This window comes from Vibrio sp. 1402 (genome assembly GCF_033340275.1).
In genome coordinates this window covers 1-22361 of the sequence record NZ_JAWOWE010000006.1, presented here as the reverse complement: position 1 = coordinate 22361, position 22361 = coordinate 1, and the positions used below count along the sequence as shown (strand labels likewise).

24 protein-coding genes and 2 tRNA genes are annotated in these 22361 nt (G+C 45.7%); 20 read left to right on the top strand and 6 right to left on the bottom strand.

Features of this window, described 5'->3' with window-relative positions:
* Nucleotides 1–21: 21 nt before the first annotated feature.
* A complete protein-coding gene (gene tkt, locus R7044_RS12940; protein ID WP_225455621.1) occupies nucleotides 22–2016 on the bottom strand; it encodes a transketolase in 1995 nt (664 codons plus the stop codon).
* Between the two features lie 315 nt (nucleotides 2017–2331).
* On the opposite strand from tkt, the gene metK reads away from it, so the two are divergent.
* The 8 genes from metK (at nucleotide 2332) to ruvX (ending at nucleotide 9059) form a co-directional block, all read left to right on the top strand.
* Complete coding sequence (gene metK, locus R7044_RS12935; RefSeq protein ID WP_005381027.1) at nucleotides 2332–3486, top strand: methionine adenosyltransferase; 1155 nt, start codon at nucleotides 2332–2334, stop codon at nucleotides 3484–3486.
* Between the two features lie 402 nt (nucleotides 3487–3888).
* Nucleotides 3889–4686, top strand: a complete 798-nt coding sequence (locus R7044_RS12930; protein ID WP_064377333.1) for a DUF2189 domain-containing protein — start codon at nucleotides 3889–3891, stop codon at nucleotides 4684–4686.
* A gap of 68 nt (nucleotides 4687–4754) precedes the next feature.
* On the top strand, nucleotides 4755–5252 hold the full coding sequence (locus tag R7044_RS12925) for a SprT family zinc-dependent metalloprotease (protein ID WP_064377331.1): 498 nt from the start codon (nucleotides 4755–4757) through the stop codon (nucleotides 5250–5252).
* 150 nt (nucleotides 5253–5402) lie between these two features.
* On the top strand, nucleotides 5403–6098 hold the full coding sequence (gene endA / locus R7044_RS12920) for a deoxyribonuclease I (protein WP_025768831.1): 696 nt from the start codon (nucleotides 5403–5405) through the stop codon (nucleotides 6096–6098).
* A gap of 113 nt (nucleotides 6099–6211) precedes the next feature.
* Nucleotides 6212–6943: a 16S rRNA (uracil(1498)-N(3))-methyltransferase gene (rsmE, locus tag R7044_RS12915; protein WP_025768830.1), complete on the top strand. Its 732-nt coding sequence runs from the start codon at nucleotides 6212–6214 to the stop codon at nucleotides 6941–6943.
* A gap of 13 nt (nucleotides 6944–6956) precedes the next feature.
* Nucleotides 6957–7907 carry a glutathione synthase gene (gene gshB, locus R7044_RS12910; RefSeq protein ID WP_005381021.1) on the top strand — a complete coding sequence of 317 codons (951 nt, stop codon included), beginning with the start codon at nucleotides 6957–6959 and terminating at the stop codon, nucleotides 7905–7907.
* Between the two features lie 127 nt (nucleotides 7908–8034).
* Complete coding sequence (locus tag R7044_RS12905; protein WP_005381020.1) at nucleotides 8035–8598, top strand: YqgE/AlgH family protein; 564 nt, start codon at nucleotides 8035–8037, stop codon at nucleotides 8596–8598.
* 35 nt (nucleotides 8599–8633) lie between these two features.
* Entirely contained in the window at nucleotides 8634–9059 is a 426-nt protein-coding gene (gene ruvX, locus R7044_RS12900) for a Holliday junction resolvase RuvX (RefSeq protein ID WP_005381017.1), read from the top strand.
* A 61-nt stretch (nucleotides 9060–9120) separates the two neighbouring features.
* Here the strand turns inward: ruvX and R7044_RS12895 are convergent, their stop codons facing one another.
* Complete coding sequence (locus R7044_RS12895; RefSeq protein ID WP_005381016.1) at nucleotides 9121–10227, bottom strand: PilT/PilU family type 4a pilus ATPase; 1107 nt, start codon at nucleotides 10225–10227, stop codon at nucleotides 9121–9123.
* A 30-nt stretch (nucleotides 10228–10257) separates the two neighbouring features.
* Entirely contained in the window at nucleotides 10258–11298 is a 1041-nt protein-coding gene (locus R7044_RS12890; RefSeq protein WP_064377329.1) for a type IV pilus twitching motility protein PilT, read from the bottom strand.
* Nucleotides 11299–11326: 28 nt separating this feature from the next.
* On the opposite strand from R7044_RS12890, the gene R7044_RS12885 reads away from it, so the two are divergent.
* The 7 genes from R7044_RS12885 to hemW all read left to right on the top strand — a co-directional run bounded on the left by R7044_RS12885 (nucleotide 11327) and on the right by hemW (nucleotide 16383).
* Nucleotides 11327–12028 carry a YggS family pyridoxal phosphate-dependent enzyme gene (locus tag R7044_RS12885; RefSeq protein ID WP_005384521.1) on the top strand — a complete coding sequence of 234 codons (702 nt, stop codon included), beginning with the start codon at nucleotides 11327–11329 and terminating at the stop codon, nucleotides 12026–12028.
* 159 nt (nucleotides 12029–12187) lie between these two features.
* The gene (gene proC / locus R7044_RS12880) at nucleotides 12188–13006 is read left to right on the top strand and encodes a pyrroline-5-carboxylate reductase (protein WP_005381013.1); all 819 of its coding nucleotides are present in this window, start codon (nucleotides 12188–12190) and stop codon (nucleotides 13004–13006) included.
* Between the two features lie 52 nt (nucleotides 13007–13058).
* Nucleotides 13059–13616 carry a YggT family protein gene (locus R7044_RS12875; protein ID WP_005381012.1) on the top strand — a complete coding sequence of 186 codons (558 nt, stop codon included), beginning with the start codon at nucleotides 13059–13061 and terminating at the stop codon, nucleotides 13614–13616.
* Nucleotides 13616–13906, top strand: coding sequence for a DUF167 family protein YggU (gene yggU / locus R7044_RS12870; protein ID WP_005393980.1), 291 nt, complete (start codon nucleotides 13616–13618; stop codon nucleotides 13904–13906). Before R7044_RS12875 ends, yggU begins: the two co-directional genes overlap by 1 nt.
* 127 nt (nucleotides 13907–14033) lie before the next feature.
* Nucleotides 14034–14465 (top strand): DUF4426 domain-containing protein, encoded by a 432-nt coding sequence (locus R7044_RS12865; protein ID WP_005381010.1) that lies wholly within the window; start codon nucleotides 14034–14036, stop codon nucleotides 14463–14465.
* Between the two features lie 118 nt (nucleotides 14466–14583).
* On the top strand, nucleotides 14584–15186 hold the full coding sequence (locus tag R7044_RS12860; RefSeq protein WP_005381009.1) for an XTP/dITP diphosphatase: 603 nt from the start codon (nucleotides 14584–14586) through the stop codon (nucleotides 15184–15186).
* Between the two features lie 18 nt (nucleotides 15187–15204).
* Entirely contained in the window at nucleotides 15205–16383 is a 1179-nt protein-coding gene (hemW, locus tag R7044_RS12855; RefSeq protein WP_054577161.1) for a radical SAM family heme chaperone HemW, read from the top strand.
* Nucleotides 16384–16473: 90 nt separating this feature from the next.
* On the opposite strand, the gene glsB is transcribed toward hemW, so the two are convergent.
* From glsB to trmB, 3 genes are all read right to left on the bottom strand, one after another.
* Nucleotides 16474–17394 (bottom strand): glutaminase B, encoded by a 921-nt coding sequence (glsB, locus tag R7044_RS12850; RefSeq protein ID WP_005381007.1) that lies wholly within the window; start codon nucleotides 17392–17394, stop codon nucleotides 16474–16476.
* A gap of 98 nt (nucleotides 17395–17492) precedes the next feature.
* Complete coding sequence (locus tag R7044_RS12845; protein WP_005384509.1) at nucleotides 17493–18521, bottom strand: TRM11 family SAM-dependent methyltransferase; 1029 nt, start codon at nucleotides 18519–18521, stop codon at nucleotides 17493–17495.
* Nucleotides 18522–18538: 17 nt separating this feature from the next.
* A complete protein-coding gene (trmB, locus tag R7044_RS12840) occupies nucleotides 18539–19258 on the bottom strand; it encodes a tRNA (guanosine(46)-N7)-methyltransferase TrmB (RefSeq protein ID WP_005384506.1) in 720 nt (239 codons plus the stop codon).
* 203 nt (nucleotides 19259–19461) lie between these two features.
* Between trmB and mutY the strand changes: the two genes are divergently transcribed.
* From mutY to R7044_RS12815, 5 genes are all read left to right on the top strand, one after another.
* Nucleotides 19462–20538 carry an A/G-specific adenine glycosylase gene (mutY, locus tag R7044_RS12835; RefSeq protein ID WP_017635575.1) on the top strand — a complete coding sequence of 359 codons (1077 nt, stop codon included), beginning with the start codon at nucleotides 19462–19464 and terminating at the stop codon, nucleotides 20536–20538.
* Nucleotides 20539–20557: 19 nt separating this feature from the next.
* Complete coding sequence (locus tag R7044_RS12830; protein ID WP_005381002.1) at nucleotides 20558–20830, top strand: oxidative damage protection protein; 273 nt, start codon at nucleotides 20558–20560, stop codon at nucleotides 20828–20830.
* 77 nt (nucleotides 20831–20907) lie between these two features.
* Nucleotides 20908–22047, top strand: a complete 1140-nt coding sequence (mltC, locus tag R7044_RS12825; RefSeq protein ID WP_005381001.1) for a membrane-bound lytic murein transglycosylase MltC — start codon at nucleotides 20908–20910, stop codon at nucleotides 22045–22047.
* Between the two features lie 100 nt (nucleotides 22048–22147).
* Nucleotides 22148–22223, top strand: a tRNA-Phe gene (locus R7044_RS12820).
* Between the two features lie 66 nt (nucleotides 22224–22289).
* A tRNA-Thr gene (locus R7044_RS12815) sits at nucleotides 22290–22361 on the top strand.

Genomic DNA, 22361 nt, shown 5'->3' with positions numbered 1-22361 from the left:
ACTGTTTAGACGGCCCTGCAATTACGCTAGCAATTCTTTTGCTGTGTTCACTACGTTTTCAGTCGTGAAGCCAAACATCTCGAATAGCTGACCAGCAGGTGCAGATTCACCGAATGTTGTCATACCGATGATGCGACCGTCGAAGCCAACGTACTTGTACCAGAAATCAGCAATGCCCGCTTCAATAGCGATACGTGCCGTTACGTCTGATGGCAGTACAGCTTCACGGTAAGCGGCGTCTTGTTTGTCGAAAGCATCTGTTGATGGCATTGAAACAACGCGTACTTTCTTGCCTTCTGAAGTTAGTTGCTCAGCGGCTTTCACTGCAAGCTCAACCTCAGAACCTGTTGCGATAAGGATTAGCTCAGGCTTACCTTCGCTATCTTTCAGGATGTAAGCACCTTTCGCGATGTCTGCGACTTGTTCAGCAGTACGCTCTTGTTGCGCTAGGTTTTGACGAGAGAAGATAAGTGCAGTTGGTGCATCTTTACGTTCAATCGCTATTTTCCATGCAACTGCAGACTCAACTTGGTCACATGGGCGCCATGTGCTCATGTTTGGAGTTACACGTAGAGACGCCATTTGCTCAACAGGTTGGTGAGTTGGGCCATCTTCGCCAAGACCGATCGAATCATGCGTGTAAACTTGGATGTTCTGAATTTTCATCAGCGCAGCCATACGCATTGCGTTACGAGCGTATTCCATGAACATTAGGAATGTTGCGCCGTAAGGAACGAAACCACCGTGCAATGCGATACCGTTGATGATAGCGGTCATACCGAATTCACGCACACCGTAGTGGATGTAGTTGCCAGAGAAGTCCTCCATTTCTAGAGACTTAGAACCAGACCACATGGTCAGGTTAGAAGGCGCTAGGTCAGCAGAACCACCCATAAACTCAGGAAGCATTTGACCAAACGCTTCTAGTGCATTTTGCGACGCTTTACGTGATGCAATGTTCGCTGGATTTGCTTGAAGATCGGCAATGATTTGGTTCGCTTTTTCTTCCCACTGTGCAGGAAGTTCGCCGTTTAGACGACGTTTAAGCTCTGCCGCTTCTGCAGGGTAAGCTGCAGCGTATGCTTCGAATTTTTCATTCCAAGCTGCTTCTTTCGCGGCGCCCGCTTCTTTTGCATCCCACTCAGCGTAAACATCTGCCGGGATCTCAAATGGGCCGTACTCCCAACCTAGGTATTCGCGAGCCGCTTGGATTTCATCGTGACCTAGTGGTGCACCGTGACAGTCGTGCGAACCAGACTTGTTAGGAGAACCGAAACCGATAATTGTTTTGGTACAGATAAGCGTAGGACGTGGGTCCGCTTTTGCTGCTTCAATTGCTGCGTTGATCGCGTCTGAGTCGTGACCATCGACTGCTGGGATTACATGCCAGCCGTACGCTTCAAAACGCTTAGGTGTATCGTCAGAGAACCAGCCTTCAACGTGACCGTCGATAGAAATGCCGTTGTCATCCCAGAACGCGATCAGTTTGCCTAGACCTAACGTCCCAGCAAGAGAGCATGCTTCATGCGAGATGCCTTCCATTAGACAGCCGTCACCCATGAACACATACGTAAAGTGGTCAACGATATCGTGACCTTCTTTGTTGAACTGTGCCGCTAGTGCTTTCTCTGCGATCGCCATACCAACAGCGTTAGTGATGCCTTGACCTAGAGGACCAGTTGTTGTCTCGATACCAGGCGCGTAGCCGTACTCTGGGTGACCTGGGGTTTTTGAGTGCAATTGACGGAAGTTTTTCAGATCGTCAATAGATAGCGCGTAACCGCTTAAGTGCAGTAGAGAGTAAATAAGCATTGACCCATGACCGTTTGACAGCACAAAGCGATCGCGGTCGGCCCACTCTGGGTTTGAAGGGTTATGGTTTAGGTGAGAGCGCCAAAGAACTTCAGCGATATCAGCCATACCCATTGGTGCGCCTGGGTGGCCTGAGTTAGCTTGTTGAACACCATCCATGCTTAGAGCACGAATTGCATTGGCAAGATGTTTACGAGACGACATGTCTGCTCCTGAGTACATTAAGCGAAACGAAAAGTAGGTCATAATTCTCTCAAAGCCCTGTTGGGTGTGCAAACGTTTTCCAGTCCAAAACCTCACAAATATTGCACCTTTCGCGCCAAATCGTTCGAAGTTCTTAAAATTATCAATAAATCAGGCAAACGTTTGGTTATAACAAAAACCAAAAAAGAGCTTGTAATTCGAGCAATCAAATTTAGAATAGACGTCTAGATGTAGATACACCTACAAAAATTAGTATTAATTTGCGCTGGAGAGTTTATCATTCCCCAGTTTTAAACCAGATATAGTGGAGCTAACATGGCTAAGCACCTGTTTACTTCTGAGTCAGTATCAGAAGGTCATCCAGATAAAATTGCAGACCAGATTTCTGATGCGGTTCTTGACGCGATTCTAGAGCAAGATCCAAAGGCTCGTGTTGCATGTGAGACTTACGTTAAAACCGGTATGGTAATGGTGGGTGGTGAAATCACGACTTCAGCATGGGTAGACATCGAAGAGTTAACTCGTGAAACCGTTCGTGAAATCGGCTACGTACATTCAGATATGGGCTTTGACGCAGATTCTTGTGCGGTACTAAACACAATCGGTAAACAGTCGCCAGATATCAACCAAGGTGTTGATAAAGCTGACCCTAAAGAACAAGGTGCAGGCGACCAAGGCATCATGTTTGGTTACGCTTGTAACGAAACTGAAGTACTAATGCCAGCGCCAATTACTTACTCTCACCGTCTTGTTCAAAAGCAAGCAGAAGTTCGTAAAAACGGCACACTACCTTGGTTGCGTCCTGATGCAAAATCTCAGGTAACATTCCAATACGATCAAGGTAACATCGTTGGTATCGACGCGGTTGTTCTTTCAACTCAACACTGTGACTCAATCTCAACTTCAGACCTGCGTGAAGCGGTAATGGAAGAGATCATTAAGCCAGTGCTACCTTCTGAGTGGATCAACAAAGAAACAAACTTCTTCATTAATCCAACCGGTCGCTTCGTAATCGGTGGTCCTATGGGTGACTGTGGTCTAACTGGTCGTAAGATCATCGTAGATACCTACGGCGGCGCAGCTCGTCACGGTGGCGGTGCGTTTTCTGGTAAAGATCCATCAAAAGTTGACCGTAGTGCAGCATACGCAGCACGCTACGTAGCGAAAAACATCGTAGCGGCAGGCATGGCTGACCGTTGTGAGATCCAACTTTCTTACGCAATCGGTGTTGCTGATCCAACGTCTATCATGGTGGAAACGTTCGGTACTGAGAAAGTATCTCACGACATCATCATTGAAGCGGTTCGTCAATTCTTCGACCTACGTCCATACGGTCTACAAGAAATGCTTAACCTTCTTCAACCTATCTACAAGAAGACAGCGGCTTACGGTCACTTCGGTCGTGAAGAATTCCCGTGGGAAGCAACAGACAAAGCTGCACTTCTACGCGATTTCGCTGGCATCAAATAATCAAGCCATGCAAGAATCAATCAAGCCCTCGCCTATGGTGGGGGCTTTTTATTTTCAGCAACTTTTATCTAGTCATTTCGACTCATACCGCCCTGCGCCACAAAGCAGTCCTGTTTCTCCCTCATTTTTATACCGAATAAATTTTAAGCAATTATTTGTAAATTATCCCATCTCCGCCAATAGTTAAAATATTGTTAATTCCAATTTAAATAGAGACGTCGGATGCTGGCGACTGTGGAAGCAACACTTAAGTAAAGACATGAGTCAGGCATCTTTATGGCCGATACCAAACTAAGCCAATGCTCAGATGTAAACTTGAAAAAGTCGCTTCAAGTTTGACTGAACAAAAACCGCTGTCAGTTGGTATAAGCGGATAATGTGGGAATAAATCAAGGAGGAGTTATGCCTCGAACTGTTAATCCATCGGACTTCCACAACAAGCGAAAGGAAGTGCCAGACAACGAATACGCCAGAACCATACCGTGCAATACGGTCAATCTTTCTGCACCTTTTCATTGGCTAGCATTAGGTCTGCATGATTTCGTGCGAATGCCACTTATTAGTGCTTTCTATGGCATCTGTTTTATGGCAGCTGCGATAGGCATTGTTTTGCTCGTACAGTGGCAAGGCACACACTTGGTCGTCATGCCCAGTTTGATTGTTTACATGTTAATCGGTCCGTTTCTCGCGCTGGGCTTGTATGATGCCAGTTGGGAGAGAGAGCGCGGACACAAAGCAAGCTTGTTCCATTCAATGAAAGCGATCGGTCGTAACTCAACATCTCAATGGGCGTTCGCCGTGTTACTCGCAGTGTGTATGATATTTTGGATGCGCATTGCCGCTCTACTTCATGCGCTCTACCCTTCTGTTCAAGGGGCACCTTTAAGTGAGTTCCTACCCTTCCTTGTCATCGGCTCTTTAGTTGGCTTTGTTTTGGCTTGTGTGGTGTTTAGCATTTCAGCCTTTTCTATTCCGCTCATGATGGAGCGTCGCGTAGACATGATGACCGCTGTATTTACCAGCTTTAATGCCGTGAAATCCAACATTCCAGCAATGATTGTTTGGGCAGCGATCATCTGTGGCGGTATTCTTATCGGCTTTGCGACCTACGGGATCGGAATGTTGTTTACCATGCCAGTTCTAGGCTACGGTACATGGCACGCTTACCATGCCACCATCAAGAAAAAACACACACCATAATTAACTGATGCTATGATCTGGCCCTCGCAAATGCGGGGGCTTTTTTATTTGATTTATCGAGGTGAATTGTGGATATAGAACTCAGCTATAAAGCCAAGCAAGTGATGGCGGACTGTATCGCGATGGCGGAACAAGCTTTCAAACGTTCTTTCCCGATTCCAACAATCACCTTCGACGTTCGTGGGAAAGCGGCAGGAAAAGCCTACCTTCAATTAAATCAAGTACGCCTAAACTCTGTTTTATTTCGCGAAAACACCCAAGCATTCTTAGATGAAGTCATTCCTCATGAAGTAGCACACCTGATTACTTATCAGGTTTACGGGCGAGTTAGGCCTCACGGCAAAGAATGGAAAGGCGTCATGGAAGCCGTATTTAACGTACCAGCCAAAACCACTCACAGCTTTGAAGTAAAATCCGTTCAAGGTAAAACCTTTGAGTATCGTTGTGGTTGTATGACCTACCCTCTATCGATTCGCCGTCATAATAAAGTGCTGCGCAAAGAGGCGACGTACTCTTGTCAAAAATGCCGCCAACCACTTAACTTCACCGGTATTCAATTATCGTAGCCCTTACCTCATAGTGTTACTTGCGTTCCCAAAATAAAGATCGATTTGATCAAAACCTTCCCTTCGCCAACTATTGTTAACTTACTCATCACTAAAGCTATTTTATGCGTGTTATCATGAATAAAGTCATACTTTATAAAGACTTTTATCATGAAATACTTATTCTCTCTGTTGCTTATCGCGCTTTCTAGCACTGCGATTGCCGCGCCACCGAGCTCATTCTCTGCAGCCAAACGTGAGGCGGTCAAAATTTATCAAGACCATCCAACAAGCTTCTACTGTGGCTGTAACATTCAATGGCAAGGCAAGAAAGGCTTACCCGATTTAGCCTCTTGCGGCTACCAAGTCCGTAAACAAGAAAAACGGGCTGCACGAATCGAATGGGAGCATGTGGTTCCTGCGTGGCAATTTGGCCACCAGCGTCAATGCTGGCAAGATGGCGGACGTAAAAACTGTAAGAAAAAAGACAAAACTTTTCGTTTGATGGAAGCAGACTTGCACAACCTAACTCCTGCTATTGGTGAAGTAAACGGTGACCGTTCGAACTACAACTTCAGCCAATGGAACGGTATGGATGGCGTGAGTTATGGTCGCTGTGAGATGCAAGTGAACTTTAAGCAGCGTAAAGTCATGCCACCAGACCGTGCGCGTGGCTCAATTGCTCGTACCTATCTATACATGAGCAAAGAGTACGGTTTCAAACTGTCGAAGCAGCAAACGCAATTAATGAGTGCTTGGAACAAAACCTATCCTGTCGATAAATGGGAATGTGAGCGTGACGAGCGCATTGCAAAAGTACAGGGCAATCACAACCCATTTGTTCAAGAAGCCTGCCGCGCACTGTAACCTCCGACCTCGAAGCGTTTCAATTACTGATATTGAAACGCTTCTTGCCCCTTGTTTTTTCGGTGCAAAGCATCCATGTTAGGGTTTAAGTTTATTCTCTTGCTGGAAATCTCATGCGTACCCCTCGAATTTATCATCCAGAAACCATTCATCAACTTGGCTCACTTGCTTTAAGTGACGACGCAGCAGGCCATATCGGTCGTGTTTTGCGCATGAAAGAAGGCCAAGACGTTCTCCTTTTTGACGGCAGTGGCGCAGAGTTCCCAGCGGTTATCAGTGAAGTCAGCAAAAAATCAGTTTTGGTTAACATCACCGAGCGCGTAGAAAACAGTATTGAATCCCCTTTAGATCTGCACCTTGGTCAAGTCATTTCACGTGGCGATAAGATGGAGTTCACCATCCAAAAGTCTGTTGAACTTGGCGTCAATACCATCACTCCTCTGATTTCTGAACGTTGTGGTGTCAAGCTTGACCAAAAGCGTTTTGAGAAAAAACTCGCGCAATGGCAGAAAATCGCCATCAGTGCCTGTGAGCAATGTGGGCGTAATGTCGTGCCCGAAATTCGTCCAATTATGAGCTTGGAAGAGTGGTGTAAAGAAGAGTACGATGGTTTAAAGCTTAACCTTCACCCTCGTGCTAAATACTCAATCAACACTTTGCCAACCCCGGTTGAAAAAGTGCGCCTACTGATCGGTCCTGAAGGCGGTTTATCGTCTGAAGAAATCGAGATGACTCGAGAATACCAATTTGAAGAAACGCTACTCGGCCCTCGCGTTCTGCGTACCGAAACAGCGGCTCTGACAGCAATTACAGCCTTACAAGTTCGTTTCGGCGATCTTGGTTAAACGGAGAAAAATAATGATCAAACTCGGTATCGTAATGGACCCAATCTCGTCCATTAACATCAAAAAAGACTCTAGCTTTGCCATGATGCTTGAAGCGCAACGACGCGGCTATGAAATCCACTACATGGAAATGAATGATCTGCATCTCGATCAAGGCGTTGCCATTGCAGATACTAAAGTGGTAGAACTAAAAGAAGATCCAAACGGTTGGTACGAGTTCAAATCAGAGCAAACTATCGAACTGTCTGAGCTAGACGCGGTGCTAATGCGTAAAGATCCTCCGTTTGATACTGAATACATCTACGCGACTTACATCCTTGAGCGTGCAGAAGAACAGGGTGCACTGATCGTTAACAAGCCTCAAAGCTTACGTGATTGTAACGAAAAGCTGTTTACAGCATGGTTCCCAGAGCTGACACCTACAACGATCGTGACGCGAAAAGCAGAAAAAATTAAAGAATTTCGTGAAAAACATGGTGATGTCATCCTGAAACCGCTTGATGGTATGGGTGGCGCGTCCATCTTCCGTGTAAAAGAAAACGATCCAAACGTCTCTGTAATCATCGAGACATTGACTAACCACGGTCAAAACTACGCAATGGCACAAACCTTCGTGCCAGACATCAGCAACGGTGACAAACGTATCCTAGTGGTAGATGGCGAACCTATGCCTTACTGTCTAGCACGCATTCCTGCTAAAGGCGAAACGCGCGGCAACCTAGCCGCTGGTGGTACTGGTGAAGCTCGTCCGCTAAGCGAAACCGACCTCAAAATTGCGCAAACCGTTGCTCCGACACTGAAAGAAAAAGGCCTTATCTTTGTTGGCCTTGACGTAATTGGCGACAAGCTAACAGAAATCAACGTCACCAGCCCAACCTGTATTCGCGAAATTGAAGCAGCTTTTGATATCTCAATCACAGGCAAGCTGATGGATGCGATTGAGCGTCGAGTAAAAGGCGAATAACTCAAACTGTATTACAGTTAATAGAGAGCGTAGTACATTAACTTAAGCAAACTCATGCACATACCTAGATGTAAATTGTATGATGTTTGCTTAAGGGCATTTACGAGAGTTAAGGGTCAGTATGAGTATGAATCTCACAAATCACTTTTTGGTTGCCATGCCTGGGATGAAAGATCCGTACTTTCAAAACAGCGTGATCTACGTTTGTGAGCACAACGAAGACGGCGCTATGGGGCTGATGATCAATGCTCCTGTTGATATCACCGTCGGCAACATGCTCAAGCAGGTGGAAGTTCAGCCAGTACACCCGCGCCTATTTGAAGCCAGTCTAGATAGACCAGTTTATAATGGCGGCCCAATCTCGGAAGATCGTGGCTTTATTTTGCATAAACCCAAAGATTACTACGAGTCCAGCGTCCAAATGACCGATGACCTCGCGGTAACCACTTCGCGTGATATTCTGTCGGTGTTAGGAACAGAAGCAGAACCAAGTGATTACTTAGTGGCACTTGGCTACTCCGGTTGGAGTGCAGGCCAATTAGAAAGTGAGCTGGTCGAAAACTCTTGGCTCACCATTGAAGCGACGCCTGAAATTATCTTTAATACACCAATCAACGAGCGTTGGAAGAAAGCGGTCGAAAAGCTGGGTATCGACCCAAGTCACCTTTCAGCAGACTCTGGACATGCTTAGTCCAAATATACAGTTACATTAGATAGAGACACCTTATGTCACGCACAATTATGGCTTTTGACTTTGGAACCAAAAGCATTGGTAGCGCTATTGGCCAAGAAATTACTGGTACAGCTTCCCCATTAAAAGCCTTTAAAGCCAATGACGGTATTCCAAACTGGGACGATATCGAAAAGCAAATCAAAGAGTGGCAACCAGATTTGCTAGTGGTCGGTTTACCGACCGATCTGCATGGTAAAGACCTTGAGACCATAACCCCTCGTGCACGAAAATTTGCTAAGCGTCTGCAAGGCCGATACGGATTGCCTGTTGAGCTGCATGATGAGCGTTTATCTACTGCAGAAGCTCGTGCGGAGTTGTTCAGCATGGGCGGCTACAAAGCCCTATCGAAAGGTAATGTTGACTGCCAGTCAGCGGTGGTGATTCTAGAAAGCTGGTTTGAAGCCCTTTGGGGTGAGTAAACACTTCAAGCACAATGAAAAAAGGTTGGCTTCTGCCAACCTTTTTTGTTTCTGGATTGGATTAATCCATATCGATCTTAACGTTTGCCAAACTGCCCGTAGAGAATGCTTCACCACGCTGCGTTTTCAACATCAGGCGCAGATCATTCGCTGAGTCGGCACTATGTAGTGCATCCTCTTCGCTGATCTTACCTTGCATCACTAACTTATAAAGAGATTGATCGAACGTCAGCATACCAAACTCATTTGAGCGAGCCATGGTTGACTTCAACTCATGTAAATCTCCGCGACGAATCAAATCCGACACACGTGGGCTATTTAGCAAGATCTCAAATACACCATGACGTCCCTGCCCATTTTTATCTCGGATCAGCTGCTGACCAACCACGCCTTTTAGGTTCATCGACAAATCGAACAAGAATTGTTCTTTTTGATCTTTCGGTACCAAGTGAAGAATGCGCTCTAAAGCTTGGTTTGCATTGTTGGCGTGCAACGTTGCCATACACAGGTGACCCGTTTCGGCGAAGGTCATCGCGTATTCCATTGTTTCACGGCTACGGATCTCACCAATCAAAATCATATCTGGTGCTTGGCGCAGCGAGTTTTTAAGCGCAACTTCATAGCTTTCCGTATCTAACCCAACTTCACGTTGAGTCACGATACAGCGCTTGTGTTCATGCACGAACTCGATCGGATCTTCGACCGTCAAAATGTGCCCGGTTTTATTGCTGTTTCGATAGCCTGTCATCGCCGCCATGGTGGTCGATTTACCCGATCCAGTAGCACCGACCACCAGCACCAAACCACGCTTAGCTATCGCCAAATCTTGCAACACTAACGGTAACTTTAACTGCTCAAAAGTAGGAATATTAGTTTCAATACGACGAATCACTGCGCCTGGTAACTCGCGTTGAAAAAAGGCACTCACACGGAAGCGGCCACAATCTCTCACAATGGCAAAATTCGACTCGCGACTTTTACGAAATTCCTGACGCCGATCTGGTTCCATAGCGCTGTCGAGTAATGCAGCCACATCACTCTCGGTGAGTTTTTCCCCTTGCGGACGCAATTCGCCATCCACACGAAATAGAATTGGCGCTCCAACCGTGATGTAAAGATCCGACGCTTTCAGCGCCAACATGCCTTCGAGAAATTTATCTAGATCCATCTTCCGTATTCACCATTATCTGTATGAACGTTACGAGAATTGCTGCACTTCTAATCCGATCTTACTATCGACCTCTTCACGAGCAACCATGCCTTGCGCCATTAACTGACGAGCATTTTGCTCCATGGTTTGCATGCCGTGAGCCGCACCTGTTTGAATGACCGAATACATCTGCGCGACTTTGTCTTCGCGGATCAAGTTGCGAATCGCAGGCGTTGCCATCATAATTTCATGGCATGCAATACGGCCACCACCATTACGCTTCAGAAGCTTTTGCGCGATAACCGAACGAAGGGACTCAGATAGCATCGAGCGAACCATATCTTTATCACTACCAGGAAACACATCGATAATACGGTCAATGGTTTTTGCCGCCGAGCTGGTATGTAACGTGCCGAACACTAAGTGCCCCGTTTCCGCCGCCGTTAACGCAAGGCTGATGGTTTCTTTGTCACGCATCTCACCAACCAGAATGACATCCGGGTCTTCACGCAATGCGCTGCGCAGTGCGTTTTGGAAACTATGGGTGTCACGGTGAACTTCACGCTGGTTGATCAAACATTTATTGTTGTTGTGAACAAATTCAATCGGATCTTCAATTGTGAGTACGTGCTTGTTGTGATTACGGTTAATGTAGTCAACAATGGCTGCTAAGGTCGTCGATTTACCTGAACCTGTTGGGCCAGTGACCAGAACTAAGCCTTTTTCAGCGTTCGCAATTTTTTTGAAGATCTCTGGCGCTTCTAGCTCTTCCAGAGTTGGAATGCTACTTGGAATGGTACGGAATACTGCCGCACAACCGCGAGATTGGTTGAAAGCGTTGACACGGAAACGGCCAACGTTATGCAACTCAAAAGAGAAATCGACTTCGAGTTTTTCTTCGAACTCACTGCGTTGGGCATCGTTCATGATTTCGAAAACCAAACGATGCACTTCTTGGTGTGTAAACGCTGGAATGCCTAGTTTTCTCACATCCCCATCAATACGAACCATTGGTGGGACACCTGCAGAAAGATGTAGATCCGAGGCATTATGTTTTACACTAAAATCCAGTAACTCAGTGATATCCATTTAAAATCCTTAAGTCTAAAGTACAGCTATGAGTAGTATTCAACAAAATATTGAACATATCACCTCTCAAATTCGATATGACGAGCAAAAATGTGGTCGAACTCCAGAGTCAGTGCAACTTCTAGCGGTAAGCAAAACTAAACCTGTCGAGGCAATTCTCGAAGCCTACCAAGCGGGACAAACCGCCTTTGGTGAAAACTACGTCCAAGAGGGCGTCAGTAAAGTTCAGCACTTTGCCGAGCATTATCCAGATAATCGAATCGAATGGCACTTCATTGGCCCGATTCAGTCGAATAAATCGCGACTTGTTGCCGAACATTTCGATTGGGTTCACACCATCGATCGAACCAAGATTGCTCAACGCCTGAATGATCAGCGTCCAAGCGAACTTAAACCGCTACAAGTTCTGATTCAGGTTAACACCAGTGGTGAGGCATCTAAGTCTGGTGTCACTGAAGCGGAAGTATTCGAGCTGGCGGAGTTGATTTCTCGCCTACCTAACCTCACTTTAAGAGGGTTGATGTCGATTCCTGCCAACGTGTCTGACTACGAATCACAACTCCGTGAATTTCAGAAGTTGGCTACGTTGAAGCAAACACTCGAAGCACAGTTCCCGGAAATCGATACATTATCAATGGGAATGAGTGGTGATATGACCGCTGCAATCGAAGCTGGTAGTACAATGGTTCGTATTGGAACCGCTATTTTCGGCGCACGAGACTACAGCTAAATCAACAAAACGCTCACTCGCGACATAAGTTATGTCGCCAATCGTTAGAGCGTAAATGCGCAATCATCTTACTCGCCAATAGGAGCAGTAAGTAACAGCGGCGCCATTATACACCTGAGCGCACAACAAATTCTAAATATCATGATGGAAATCAGACAAATGGAACATAAAAAAATCGCCTTCATTGGTGCTGGCAACATGGTGAGAGCCATTGTTTCCGGCTTGGTTGCTAACGGATACCCAGCGCAAAACATTACCGCGACGGCTCCTTCAGAGGCTCGCCGCCTTCTGCTAGAACAAGATTTTGGCATCCGTACCACCAGCGATAACATCCAAGCTGCGACCGAGGCGGATGTGGTGGTATTGTCTGTAAAACCGCAAATGATGGCGGATGTCTGTAAACCACTGCAATCGATCGATTTCACTAATAAACTGGTGATTTCTATTGCCGCAGGCATCAACTGTTCACGATTGGATGATATGCTAGCCACCAAATTGAACTTGGTTCGTGTTATGCCAAATACGCCATCACAACTTGGATTGGGTATGAGTGGGTTGTTCGCACCAACTCATGTAACCGAGCACGACAAAGCTTTTGCCGCAGAGTTAATGGAAGCGGTCGGTAAAGTATGTTGGGTTGAGCAAGAGTCTGGCATCAATAATGTGATTGCCGCAGCGGGCAGTGCTCCAGCATACTTCTTCCTGTTTATGGAAGCGATGCAAGCAGAAGCGATTGCGCAAGGCTTTGATAAAGAGACCGCTCGACTATTGGTTCAGCAAGCTGCACTGGGCGCGGCCAGTATGGTGGTTAGCAACCCAGAAACTGAGCTATCGACCCTGCGTGAGAACGTAACTTCGAAAGGTGGGACAACGGCAGAAGCACTGCGTACATTCAACGAACATCAACTTTCAGATATTGTCGCTAAAGCCATGCAAGCTGCTGTGGCTCGCGCGGAAGAAATGGAAAAACTGTTTTAATTATTTGGATGAACTCCGTTTAGTATCATCCATCACTTGTTAAGGGTACCTTATGAATTCAATGAGTTTTCTCATCTCAACCCTATTTGACCTGTACATCATGGTCGTAATTTTGCGAATTTGGTTGCAAGCTGCGCGCGCAGACTTCTACAACCCATTCTCGCAATTTATAGTAAAAGCGACTCAGCCGGTCATTGGTCCATTGCGCCGCGTTATCCCTTCCGTGGGGAATATTGACCTAGCAACCGTGTTGTTTGCCTACGTGTTGTGTGTGCTTAAATTTGTCGTGCTTATCCTAATAGCTTCGAACGGTTCCGTCTCTTTCAGTGCTGACTTCTTATTCTTGGGCTTATTATCATTAATCAAAGCCGCAGGTGGCCTATTGTTCTGGGTACTATTGATCCGTGCAATTTTGAGCTGGGTAAGCCAAGGCCGCAGCCCTATCGAGTACGTATTCCATCAACTGACCGAGCCAATGTGCGCTCCAATCCGTCGTATTCTTCCGGCTATTGGTGGTCTTGATTTAAGCGTACTGGTGTTATTTATCGGCTTGCAGTTCGCGAACTTCTTAATGGGCGATATCATTGGTCCAATTTGGTTCCAGCTATAATGTCAGCTGCAGTTTGGCAAGATGGTGAGGACATCATCCTGAAGCTCTATATTCAACCTAAAGCTAGCCGCGATAAAATCGTTGGCTTGCATGGTGAAGAGCTAAAAATCGCCATTACTGCTCCACCTGTCGATGGCAAAGCTAATGCACACCTAACTAAGTTCTTAGCCAAGCAGTTTAAAATCGCTAAGGGCTTGGTTCACATAGAAAAAGGTGAATTAGGACGGCACAAACAAATTCGGATAGAATCGCCTACCCAGATACCGACAGAAATTAAAGCCATCTTATGATGGCTTTTTATTTACGATTTTGTACCACACTTACTAATACCAACGACTGAGTACGCATTTTTTACCCCTGACCAAGGTAAAATTGCAGCTATGGTTGTTTTATAACAAGTGCTTTGAGGAAGTAACAATGAGCAAATGGATTACCGCATTACTGATTAGCCTGTTGTCGTTACCAAGCTTCGCCGATCAGTTTAAAAATATGAAAGATATCGAAGTACACTATGTCGCGTTTAACTCAACATTCCTAACACCCAAAGTCGCACGTAGCTACGATATCAAACGTAATGGATACCTCGCTGTGGTTAATATTAGCGTGTTAGATAGAGCTTCATTGGGTAAGCCAGCATTAGAAGCAAAAATTGCTGGACGCGCGAAGAACCTTATCGGCCAAACTCAGACCTTGACCTTTCGTGAAGTCAAAGAAGGCAATGCGATATACTATTTAGCCGAACTGCCAATTACCCACGAAGAAACTTTTACTTTCGATATTGACGTAAAAGCTGGAAACAAAGGCTCAGGTAAGCTTAAATTCACCCAGAAGTTTTATGTTGAAGAGTAATTGGGTTGTGATGTTCCAAAAGCTTTTGGATCTAAGCAGGCTAAAAACCACTTATTAGTTAAAGAATATCTAGAGGAGAACGATTTGTTCTCCTCTATCACTATTAAAAGAGATTCCCATGAAAAAAATTGTGCTAGCAACTGGTAACCAAGGCAAAGTTCGTGAAATGGCAGATTTGTTGTCTGACTTCGGCTTTGAAGTATTAGCGCAAAGTGAATTCAATGTATCGGAAGTAGCTGAAACGGGTACAACTTTCATTGAAAACGCAATCATTAAAGCTCGCCATGCCGCACAAGAAACAGGGCTTCCTGCGATTGCAGATGACTCTGGCTTAGAAGTCGATTTCTTAAAAGGCGCTCCGGGCATTTACTCTGCACGTTACGCAGGCGAGAGCGCATCTGATCAAGAGAATCTAGAAAAATTGCTAGCGGCAATGGAAGGCGTACCAGAAGCAGAGCGTACAGCACGTTTCCACTGTGTATTAGTCCTCATGCGTCACGAGAACGACCCAACGCCTATCGTCTGTCACGGTAAATGGGAAGGCCGAATTCTAACTGAAGCACACGGTGAAAATGGCTTTGGCTACGACCCAATCTTCTTTGTTCCTGAAGACAACTGTGCGTCAGCCGAACTTGAACCTGCACGTAAGAAACAACTGTCTCACCGCGGTAAAGCGCTCAAGTCGTTGTTTGCTCAACTGTCTGAGCAAGTGTCTCAGTAATCACGAGCGAATTAGACCATGTTAACGCCCCCAGCACTCAGCTTGTATGTACACATCCCGTGGTGTGTGCAAAAGTGCCCGTATTGCGACTTTAACTCTCACGCGCTCAAAACCGAGATTCCAGAAGAAGAGTACATCAGTGCCCTTTTAGAAGATTTGGATACCGACATTGAGAAATACCGACTTAACGAAGCGCCACGTCCACTGCATTCAATCTTCATTGGTGGTGGTACGCCGAGTTTGATTTCGGCAGAAGGTATCGAGCGTCTACTTAAGGGCATTGAAGCGCGTATTCCGTTCAAGCCTGAAATCGAAATTACCATGGAAGCGAACCCAGGCACCATCGAAGCAGAGCGTTTTGTTGGCTACCGTAAAGCCGGGGTAACGCGTATCTCTATCGGCGTGCAAAGCTTTGAGCAGCAGAAGCTTGAGCGTTTGGGGCGCATTCACGGCCAAGACGAAGCCGTCAATGCTGCTAAGCTGGCGCACCAAATCGGTTTGAACAGCTTTAACCTCGATCTCATGCACGGCTTACCTGATCAAAGCATCGAACAAGCCTTGGCAGATTTGGACAAAGCGATTGAGTTGGCACCGCCGCACTTGTCTTGGTATCAGCTGACCATCGAACCAAACACCATGTTTTACTACAAGCCACCAACGCTACCTGACGATGATGACTTGTGGGATATTTTCGAGCTCGGACACCAAAAACTTGCAGCTGCGGGTTATGTGCAGTATGAAATCTCCGGTTACAGTAAGCCGGGCTATCAGTGTCAGCACAACCTCAACTACTGGCGCTTTGGTGATTACCTTGGTATCGGTTGTGGCTCTCATGGCAAACTCAGTTTTACCGACGGACGTATTATTCGAACGACAAAGGTAAAACACCCGCGAGGCTATTTAGCGGCTTATCAAAATATGGTCAAACCTTATCTGCATACAGAACATGTCGTCCTGGATGAAGATCGTCCATTCGAGTTCTTTATGAACCGATTCCGCTTAATCGAAGCCTGTCCGAAGCAAGATTATGTAGACACTACGGGCTTACCGCTCAGTACGATTCAAGAAACCATCAACTGGGCGATAGAAATGGGCTACCTGAGTGAAACGCCTACCCACTGGCAAATTACTGAAAAAGGGAAGCTCTTCCTTAATGATTTGCTCGAAGCCTTTATGGCCGAAGAAAGCGAAGAGTAACGCAACCCCAAAACAAAAAAAGCCTCTCAATTGAGAGGCTTTTTATTTAGAAACTGTGCCGTCCTAAATAAGGTTGACACATTTCCAACATTAGAAAATTGAACGGCCAATTCGCTCTGAGAGCAGCTCAAGCGCCTTAGTACCCGCAAGCGAGTTACCTGAAGGATCAAGCTCTGGAGACCATACTGAAATGGTCATTTCACCAGGTACTACCGCGATAATGCCACCACCAACACCAGACTTACCAGGCATTCCAACGCGATAAGCAAACTCGCCCGCGCCATCATACAAGCCACACGTTGCTAACAGTGCATTAAGTTGTTTGGTTTGCACAGGAGAAACTACAGGCTTACCCGTTTGTACCGATGTGCCCTTGTTTGCTAAATAGCTAAACGTTTTAGCCAAATCGACGCAACTCATCTTCAGCGCACAAGCGTGGAAGTAGTTTTGTAGTACTGGAATCACTTCATTTTCGAAGTTGCCAAACGAACGCATGAGATATGCAATCGCCGCATTACGATCACCATGCATCATTTCGGATGCCGCAACGACTTTGTCATACACAATATGGGTATCACCAGAAAGCTGACGCACAAATTCCAACAGGCGCTGACGAGGTGCAGATAAGCGAGTTTGTAACAAATCTGCCACTACTATCGCTCCAGCATTTATAAATGGATTACGAGGAATACCTTGCTCCATTTCTAGCTGGATTAGCGAATTAAATGCCTGCCCCGAAGGCTCTTTTCCCACTCGAGACCAAATTTCTTCTTGCTTGTACAAGCACATCGCTAACGTCAAGCTCAATGCTTTTGAAATAGATTGGATAGAGAAAGGTTCATCGGCATCACCCGCCTTAATAACCTCACCTTCGTTGGTGTATACCGCAATACCTAACTTGTTGCTGGGTACTTTTGCCAGAGCAGGAATATAATCAGCCACTTTACCTTGGCCGATTAAAGGGCGTACTTCCGCCAAAATATCTGTCAAAATTTCCACTGTCGGTTTCATTCTCTACCTTCTATTTACAAGAGAACTCGTTGAGCTCAGAGGTAAAAAAAGCCAACGTGTCGTTGGCTTTTCCATAGGGTTCGTTCGACTCAAGTCGATTATGGTTTTACTGCCACAATAATATTGCGGTTGATAGATTGATCAACACGGTGAAGATAACCGATGTAAGGCTCTTCTGAAAGTACCTTCCAACCTTGCTCTTCAAATAATGCCGCGACATCTTTCCATTTCAATGTGAATTCATTGAAAGACAACACCACTGAACCTTGCTTTTTCAATACCACTTTCCATGCAGGCAGAGCCTCTTTTAAAAGCTCTAGTGGACTACGGTTCAGTTTGCTGTCCTTGGCATTTTTGCTGCCGTGCTGCACGCCATAAGGCAGATCAGACACCATCACATCAACTGAGTTCTTTTTCACGACTTGATCAGCGATACGAGTATCAGCCGAATACAGCTTCATAAACTGAAGATTGCCTTGGTTGTAATCTTCTTTATTTGCTGCAGCTTCAACCACGAAACCATCCGCCACTTTCTTGCCACCCGCAGTGCGCTTTTCTTTGCTCACTTTGTGCTTAAAGCGGCCATTCTTCATGAACTTAACAATAAAGGTCTGGATCTCTTGCACCCACTTGGCGTTGATCTCAACCCCTACCACGTTCAAACCGTGGATCAAGCCTTCAAATAAGGTTGTACCTTTACCACACATTGGATCCATTAAGGTCAGTTGTTCACTTCCCGTATTGGACGCACTAATGCCGATATTCACCATCAAACGGGTAAACTGCTCGTTTGTTTTCCCGGTGTAGCGCAAAATCTGGCTCATACTTTCCGGGAAAGTGTTAAATACGGGCGCTTGAACTGGTCGAAGTAAACCATCTTCGCGCACTTCAAATAGCGCATAGTAAATCGAAGAGGCTGCGATTCTTCGCGCCTGCTCATCGGTTAGCGCTTCCTGACAAGAAAACACCAACGCAGCAGGTAAGCCAACGTCTTTACTACCAATTTCTGTCACATCCACGCCTTGTGAAGCTAAAATTGCTTTTAGCTCAGAACAGGCAATGGTCATTGCGCTATCAAAGTAAATTCGGTTATGACCCGGATTCGCTAATATCGCGTAATGGTACATCCCATGAACTCCTCTGGTTACGCAATACGCTTATATTTGATATCCCAAACACCGTGACCAAGACGGTGACCACGAGCTTCAAACTTCGTTAGCGGGCGATCGTCTGGACGAGGAACGAAATCACCATCTTTAGCAATGTTTTCGAAACCAGGCGCTTGGTTCATCACTTCAATCATGTGCTCTGCGTAGTTTTCCCAGTCGGTCGCCATGTGGAAAATACCTTCATTAGGGATAAGCTTCTCACGCACCATTTCCGCAAAACCTAATTGAACAATACGACGCTTGTGGTGACGCTTCTTATGCCAAGGGTCTGGGAAGAACAATTGCAGTGTCGATAAGCTGCCATTTGGGATCATGTGTTCGAATACTTCTACCGCATCGTGACACATTACACGCAGGTTAGTAATTCCCGCTTCGCGAGCATCGGCAAGACAAGCACCCACGCCTGGGCTATGAACTTCGATACCGATGAAGTTTTTCTCTGGCGCGTTCTTTGCCATTTCAACCAATGAAGCACCCATACCAAAACCGATCTCAAGCACTACTGGGTTATCGTTGCCAAACACCTCTTTCCAATCGAGAAGTTCAGCTTTGAAGTCAATACCCATCGTAGGCCAGCATTCATTCATCGCGCTCTCTTGACCTTTAGTCAAACGCCCTTCACGGCGTACAAAGCTGCGGATTTTGCGGATCAGCTTTCCGTCTTCGTTGTATTCGTTAGTGGTTACTTCACTCATTGATTTTGCCTGCACATTGATTAATCAAAGCGGGGATTATCCAAAGAATTTACTTAGGTGCAAGTATTTGTTGAGCTCTTGGTCTATGGCAATCCAAAAGCAACGAAACACCTCTTTATATCCCTACTGTTTATCCGTTGTACTTCTTGCCCATTATGTGGTGCAATTTTGCACCTAACCAATAATAGAATACAGAGCAAGTCGTGACACCTTTCGCCAGTGCCATCCTAGAATGGTATGACGCATATGGAAGAAAAGATCTTCCGTGGCAACAAAATAAGACCGCATACAGTGTCTGGTTGTCTGAAATTATGCTTCAGCAAACTCAGGTCACTACGGTTATTCCGTATTACCAACGTTTCTTGGAGCGCTTTCCAACCGTAATCGATCTTGCCAATGCTGAGCAAGATGAAGTCCTACACCTTTGGACTGGCTTAGGGTATTACGCCCGAGCCCGTAACCTTCACAAAGCAGCACAAGAGGTCGCCTCTACATACAATGGTGAGTTTCCTCTTGATATAGAGAAAATGAACGCCCTACCGGGGATTGGTCGCTCTACTGCTGCCGCCATTTTATCGTCTGTGTATAAACAACCACACGCGATTCTTGATGGTAACGTGAAGCGCACCCTATCCCGCTGTTTCGCAGTTGCAGGATGGCCAGGACAAAAAAAGGTTGAAAACCAGCTGTGGGAAATTGCCGAAACGCATACCCCACAAACGGATGTAGATAAGTATAACCAGGCAATGATGGACATGGGCGCAATGGTCTGCACTCGCAGCAAACCCAAATGTAGCCTCTGCCCTGTTGCTGACCTGTGTGTGGCAAAACAACAAGGTAATGTGCTCGACTACCCGGGCAAAAAACCGAAGAAAGATAAACCAATCAAGCAAACTCGTTTCGTGATGCTTCACCACAACACCGAAAATGGTCATGAGGTGTGGTTGGAGCAAAGACCACAAACAGGCATTTGGGGTGGCTTATTCTGCTTCCCACAAACCGAACATGTGGATGCAGAAAGCGACATTGAATTGCTACTGGATCAACGCGGCATTCAAGCCAGCAATATCAAACAGAAGCAAACACTGATTACCTTTCGTCATACATTCAGCCATTACCACCTAGATATCACGCCAATTTTGATTGATTTATCAAAGCAACCGGACGTGATAATGGAAGGCAACAAAGGTCTTTGGTATAACTTATCTAAACCTGAAGAAGTCGGTTTAGCCGCGCCAGTAAAACTATTGCTGGAAACGCTACCCCACGAACTTCGTTAATTGAATACAAGGAGTCATTATGAGCCGCACTGTATTTTGTGCTCGACTAAAGAAAGAAGGCGAAGGTCTAGACTTTCAACTTTACCCTGGTGAACTAGGTAAACGCATTTTCGACAACATCTCGAAAGAAGCGTGGGCTCAGTGGCAACACAAACAAACCATGTTGATCAACGAGAAGAAACTCAACATGATGGATCCAGAACACCGCAAACTGATCGAAACAGAAATGGTAAATTTCCTCTTTGAAGGAAAAGACGTTCATATCGAAGGTTACACACCGCCGAGCGAATAAAGTCGCTTGAGTTAAACAATGACATCACAACCATTTGTGGTGTCATTTTTCTATTACCTTCAATAACTCTGATACTTATGAAAAAAATTGTCTTTATTGCTGCCGCACTTTTAATGGCAGGCTGTAGCCGTGAATTCGTCGAAAAGATTTATGACGTCAACTACGAGCCAACAAACCGTTTTGCCAATAACTTAGCTGAGCTACCAGGACAATTTGAAAAAGATACTGCGGCGCTAGATGCCTTAATCAATAGCTTTTCAGGCAATATTCAAAAGCGCTGGGGTAAAAAAGAAATCAAGTACGCAGGCAAGAGTAATTACGTTAAGTACATCGATAACTACCTTAGCCGCGCCGAGGTCGACTTTCGCAAAGGCGTGATCACGATAGAGACCGTATCACCGACCGAGCCCCAAAAACACCTAAAAGACGCGATTGTCACCACCTTATTAACACCAGACGATCCCGCTCACGTCGACTTATTCTCCTCTAAAGGTATCACGTTAGAGGGGCAACCATTCCTGTATAAACAAGTTGTCGACCAAGACAATAAGCCAATTCAATGGTCTTGGCGGGCAAACCGATTTGCGGAATACCTCATCGCAAATAAAATAAAAACCAAAAATGTAGATTTCAAGAAAGCGTATTACGTCGAAATTCCCATGGTTGAAGACCACTTTTCAACTCGCAGCTACCAATACGCCGATATCGTGCGTCGAGCTTCCAAGAAATACGACATTCCAGAAGACTTGATATACGCCATTATTAAAACCGAGAGCAGTTTCAACCCATACGCGGTAAGTTGGGCAAATGCATATGGCCTAATGCAAGTTGTACCTAAAACAGCGGGACGAGATGTGTTCAAACTCGTGAAAAAGCGCTCGGGCCAACCAAGCCCTGAATATTTGTTTAATCCAGAAAACAACATAGATACTGGTACTGCGTATTTCTATATCTTAAAAAATCGTTATTTAAGAGAAGTCCGCCACCCTACCTCTCTCGAGTACAGCATGATTTCAGCTTACAATGGCGGTACTGGAGGAGTTTTAAACACATTTCATCGCAGTGATCGCAAACGCGCAATGCAAGATCTTAATTCATTGCAACCCAACCAAGTTTATTGGGCGTTAACCAAGAAACACCCGAACGCAGAAGCGCGTCGCTACCTAGAAAAAGTTACAAATTTCAAAAAGGAATTTAACTCGAAGCAAACTTTGTAGTGACAGTTGAATAAAAAGCGTTCGAACAACCACTTTTTTGAAATTATTTAAAAAAAGTGGTTGACGCAACGCGGGAAAATCCGTTTAATAGCGCTCCGTTGCCCGGATAGCTCAGTCGGTAGAGCAGAGGATTGAAAATCCTCGTGTCGGTGGTTCGATTCCGCCTCCGGGCACCACAATTTGATTTGTTGGTGTCTTAACGAAATGTTATAACACGGACAAAAGCACAAAGAATAAAGTGTGCCGACTTAGCTCAGTAGGTAGAGCAACTGACTTGTAATCAGTAGGTCACCAGTTCGATTCCGGTAGTCGGC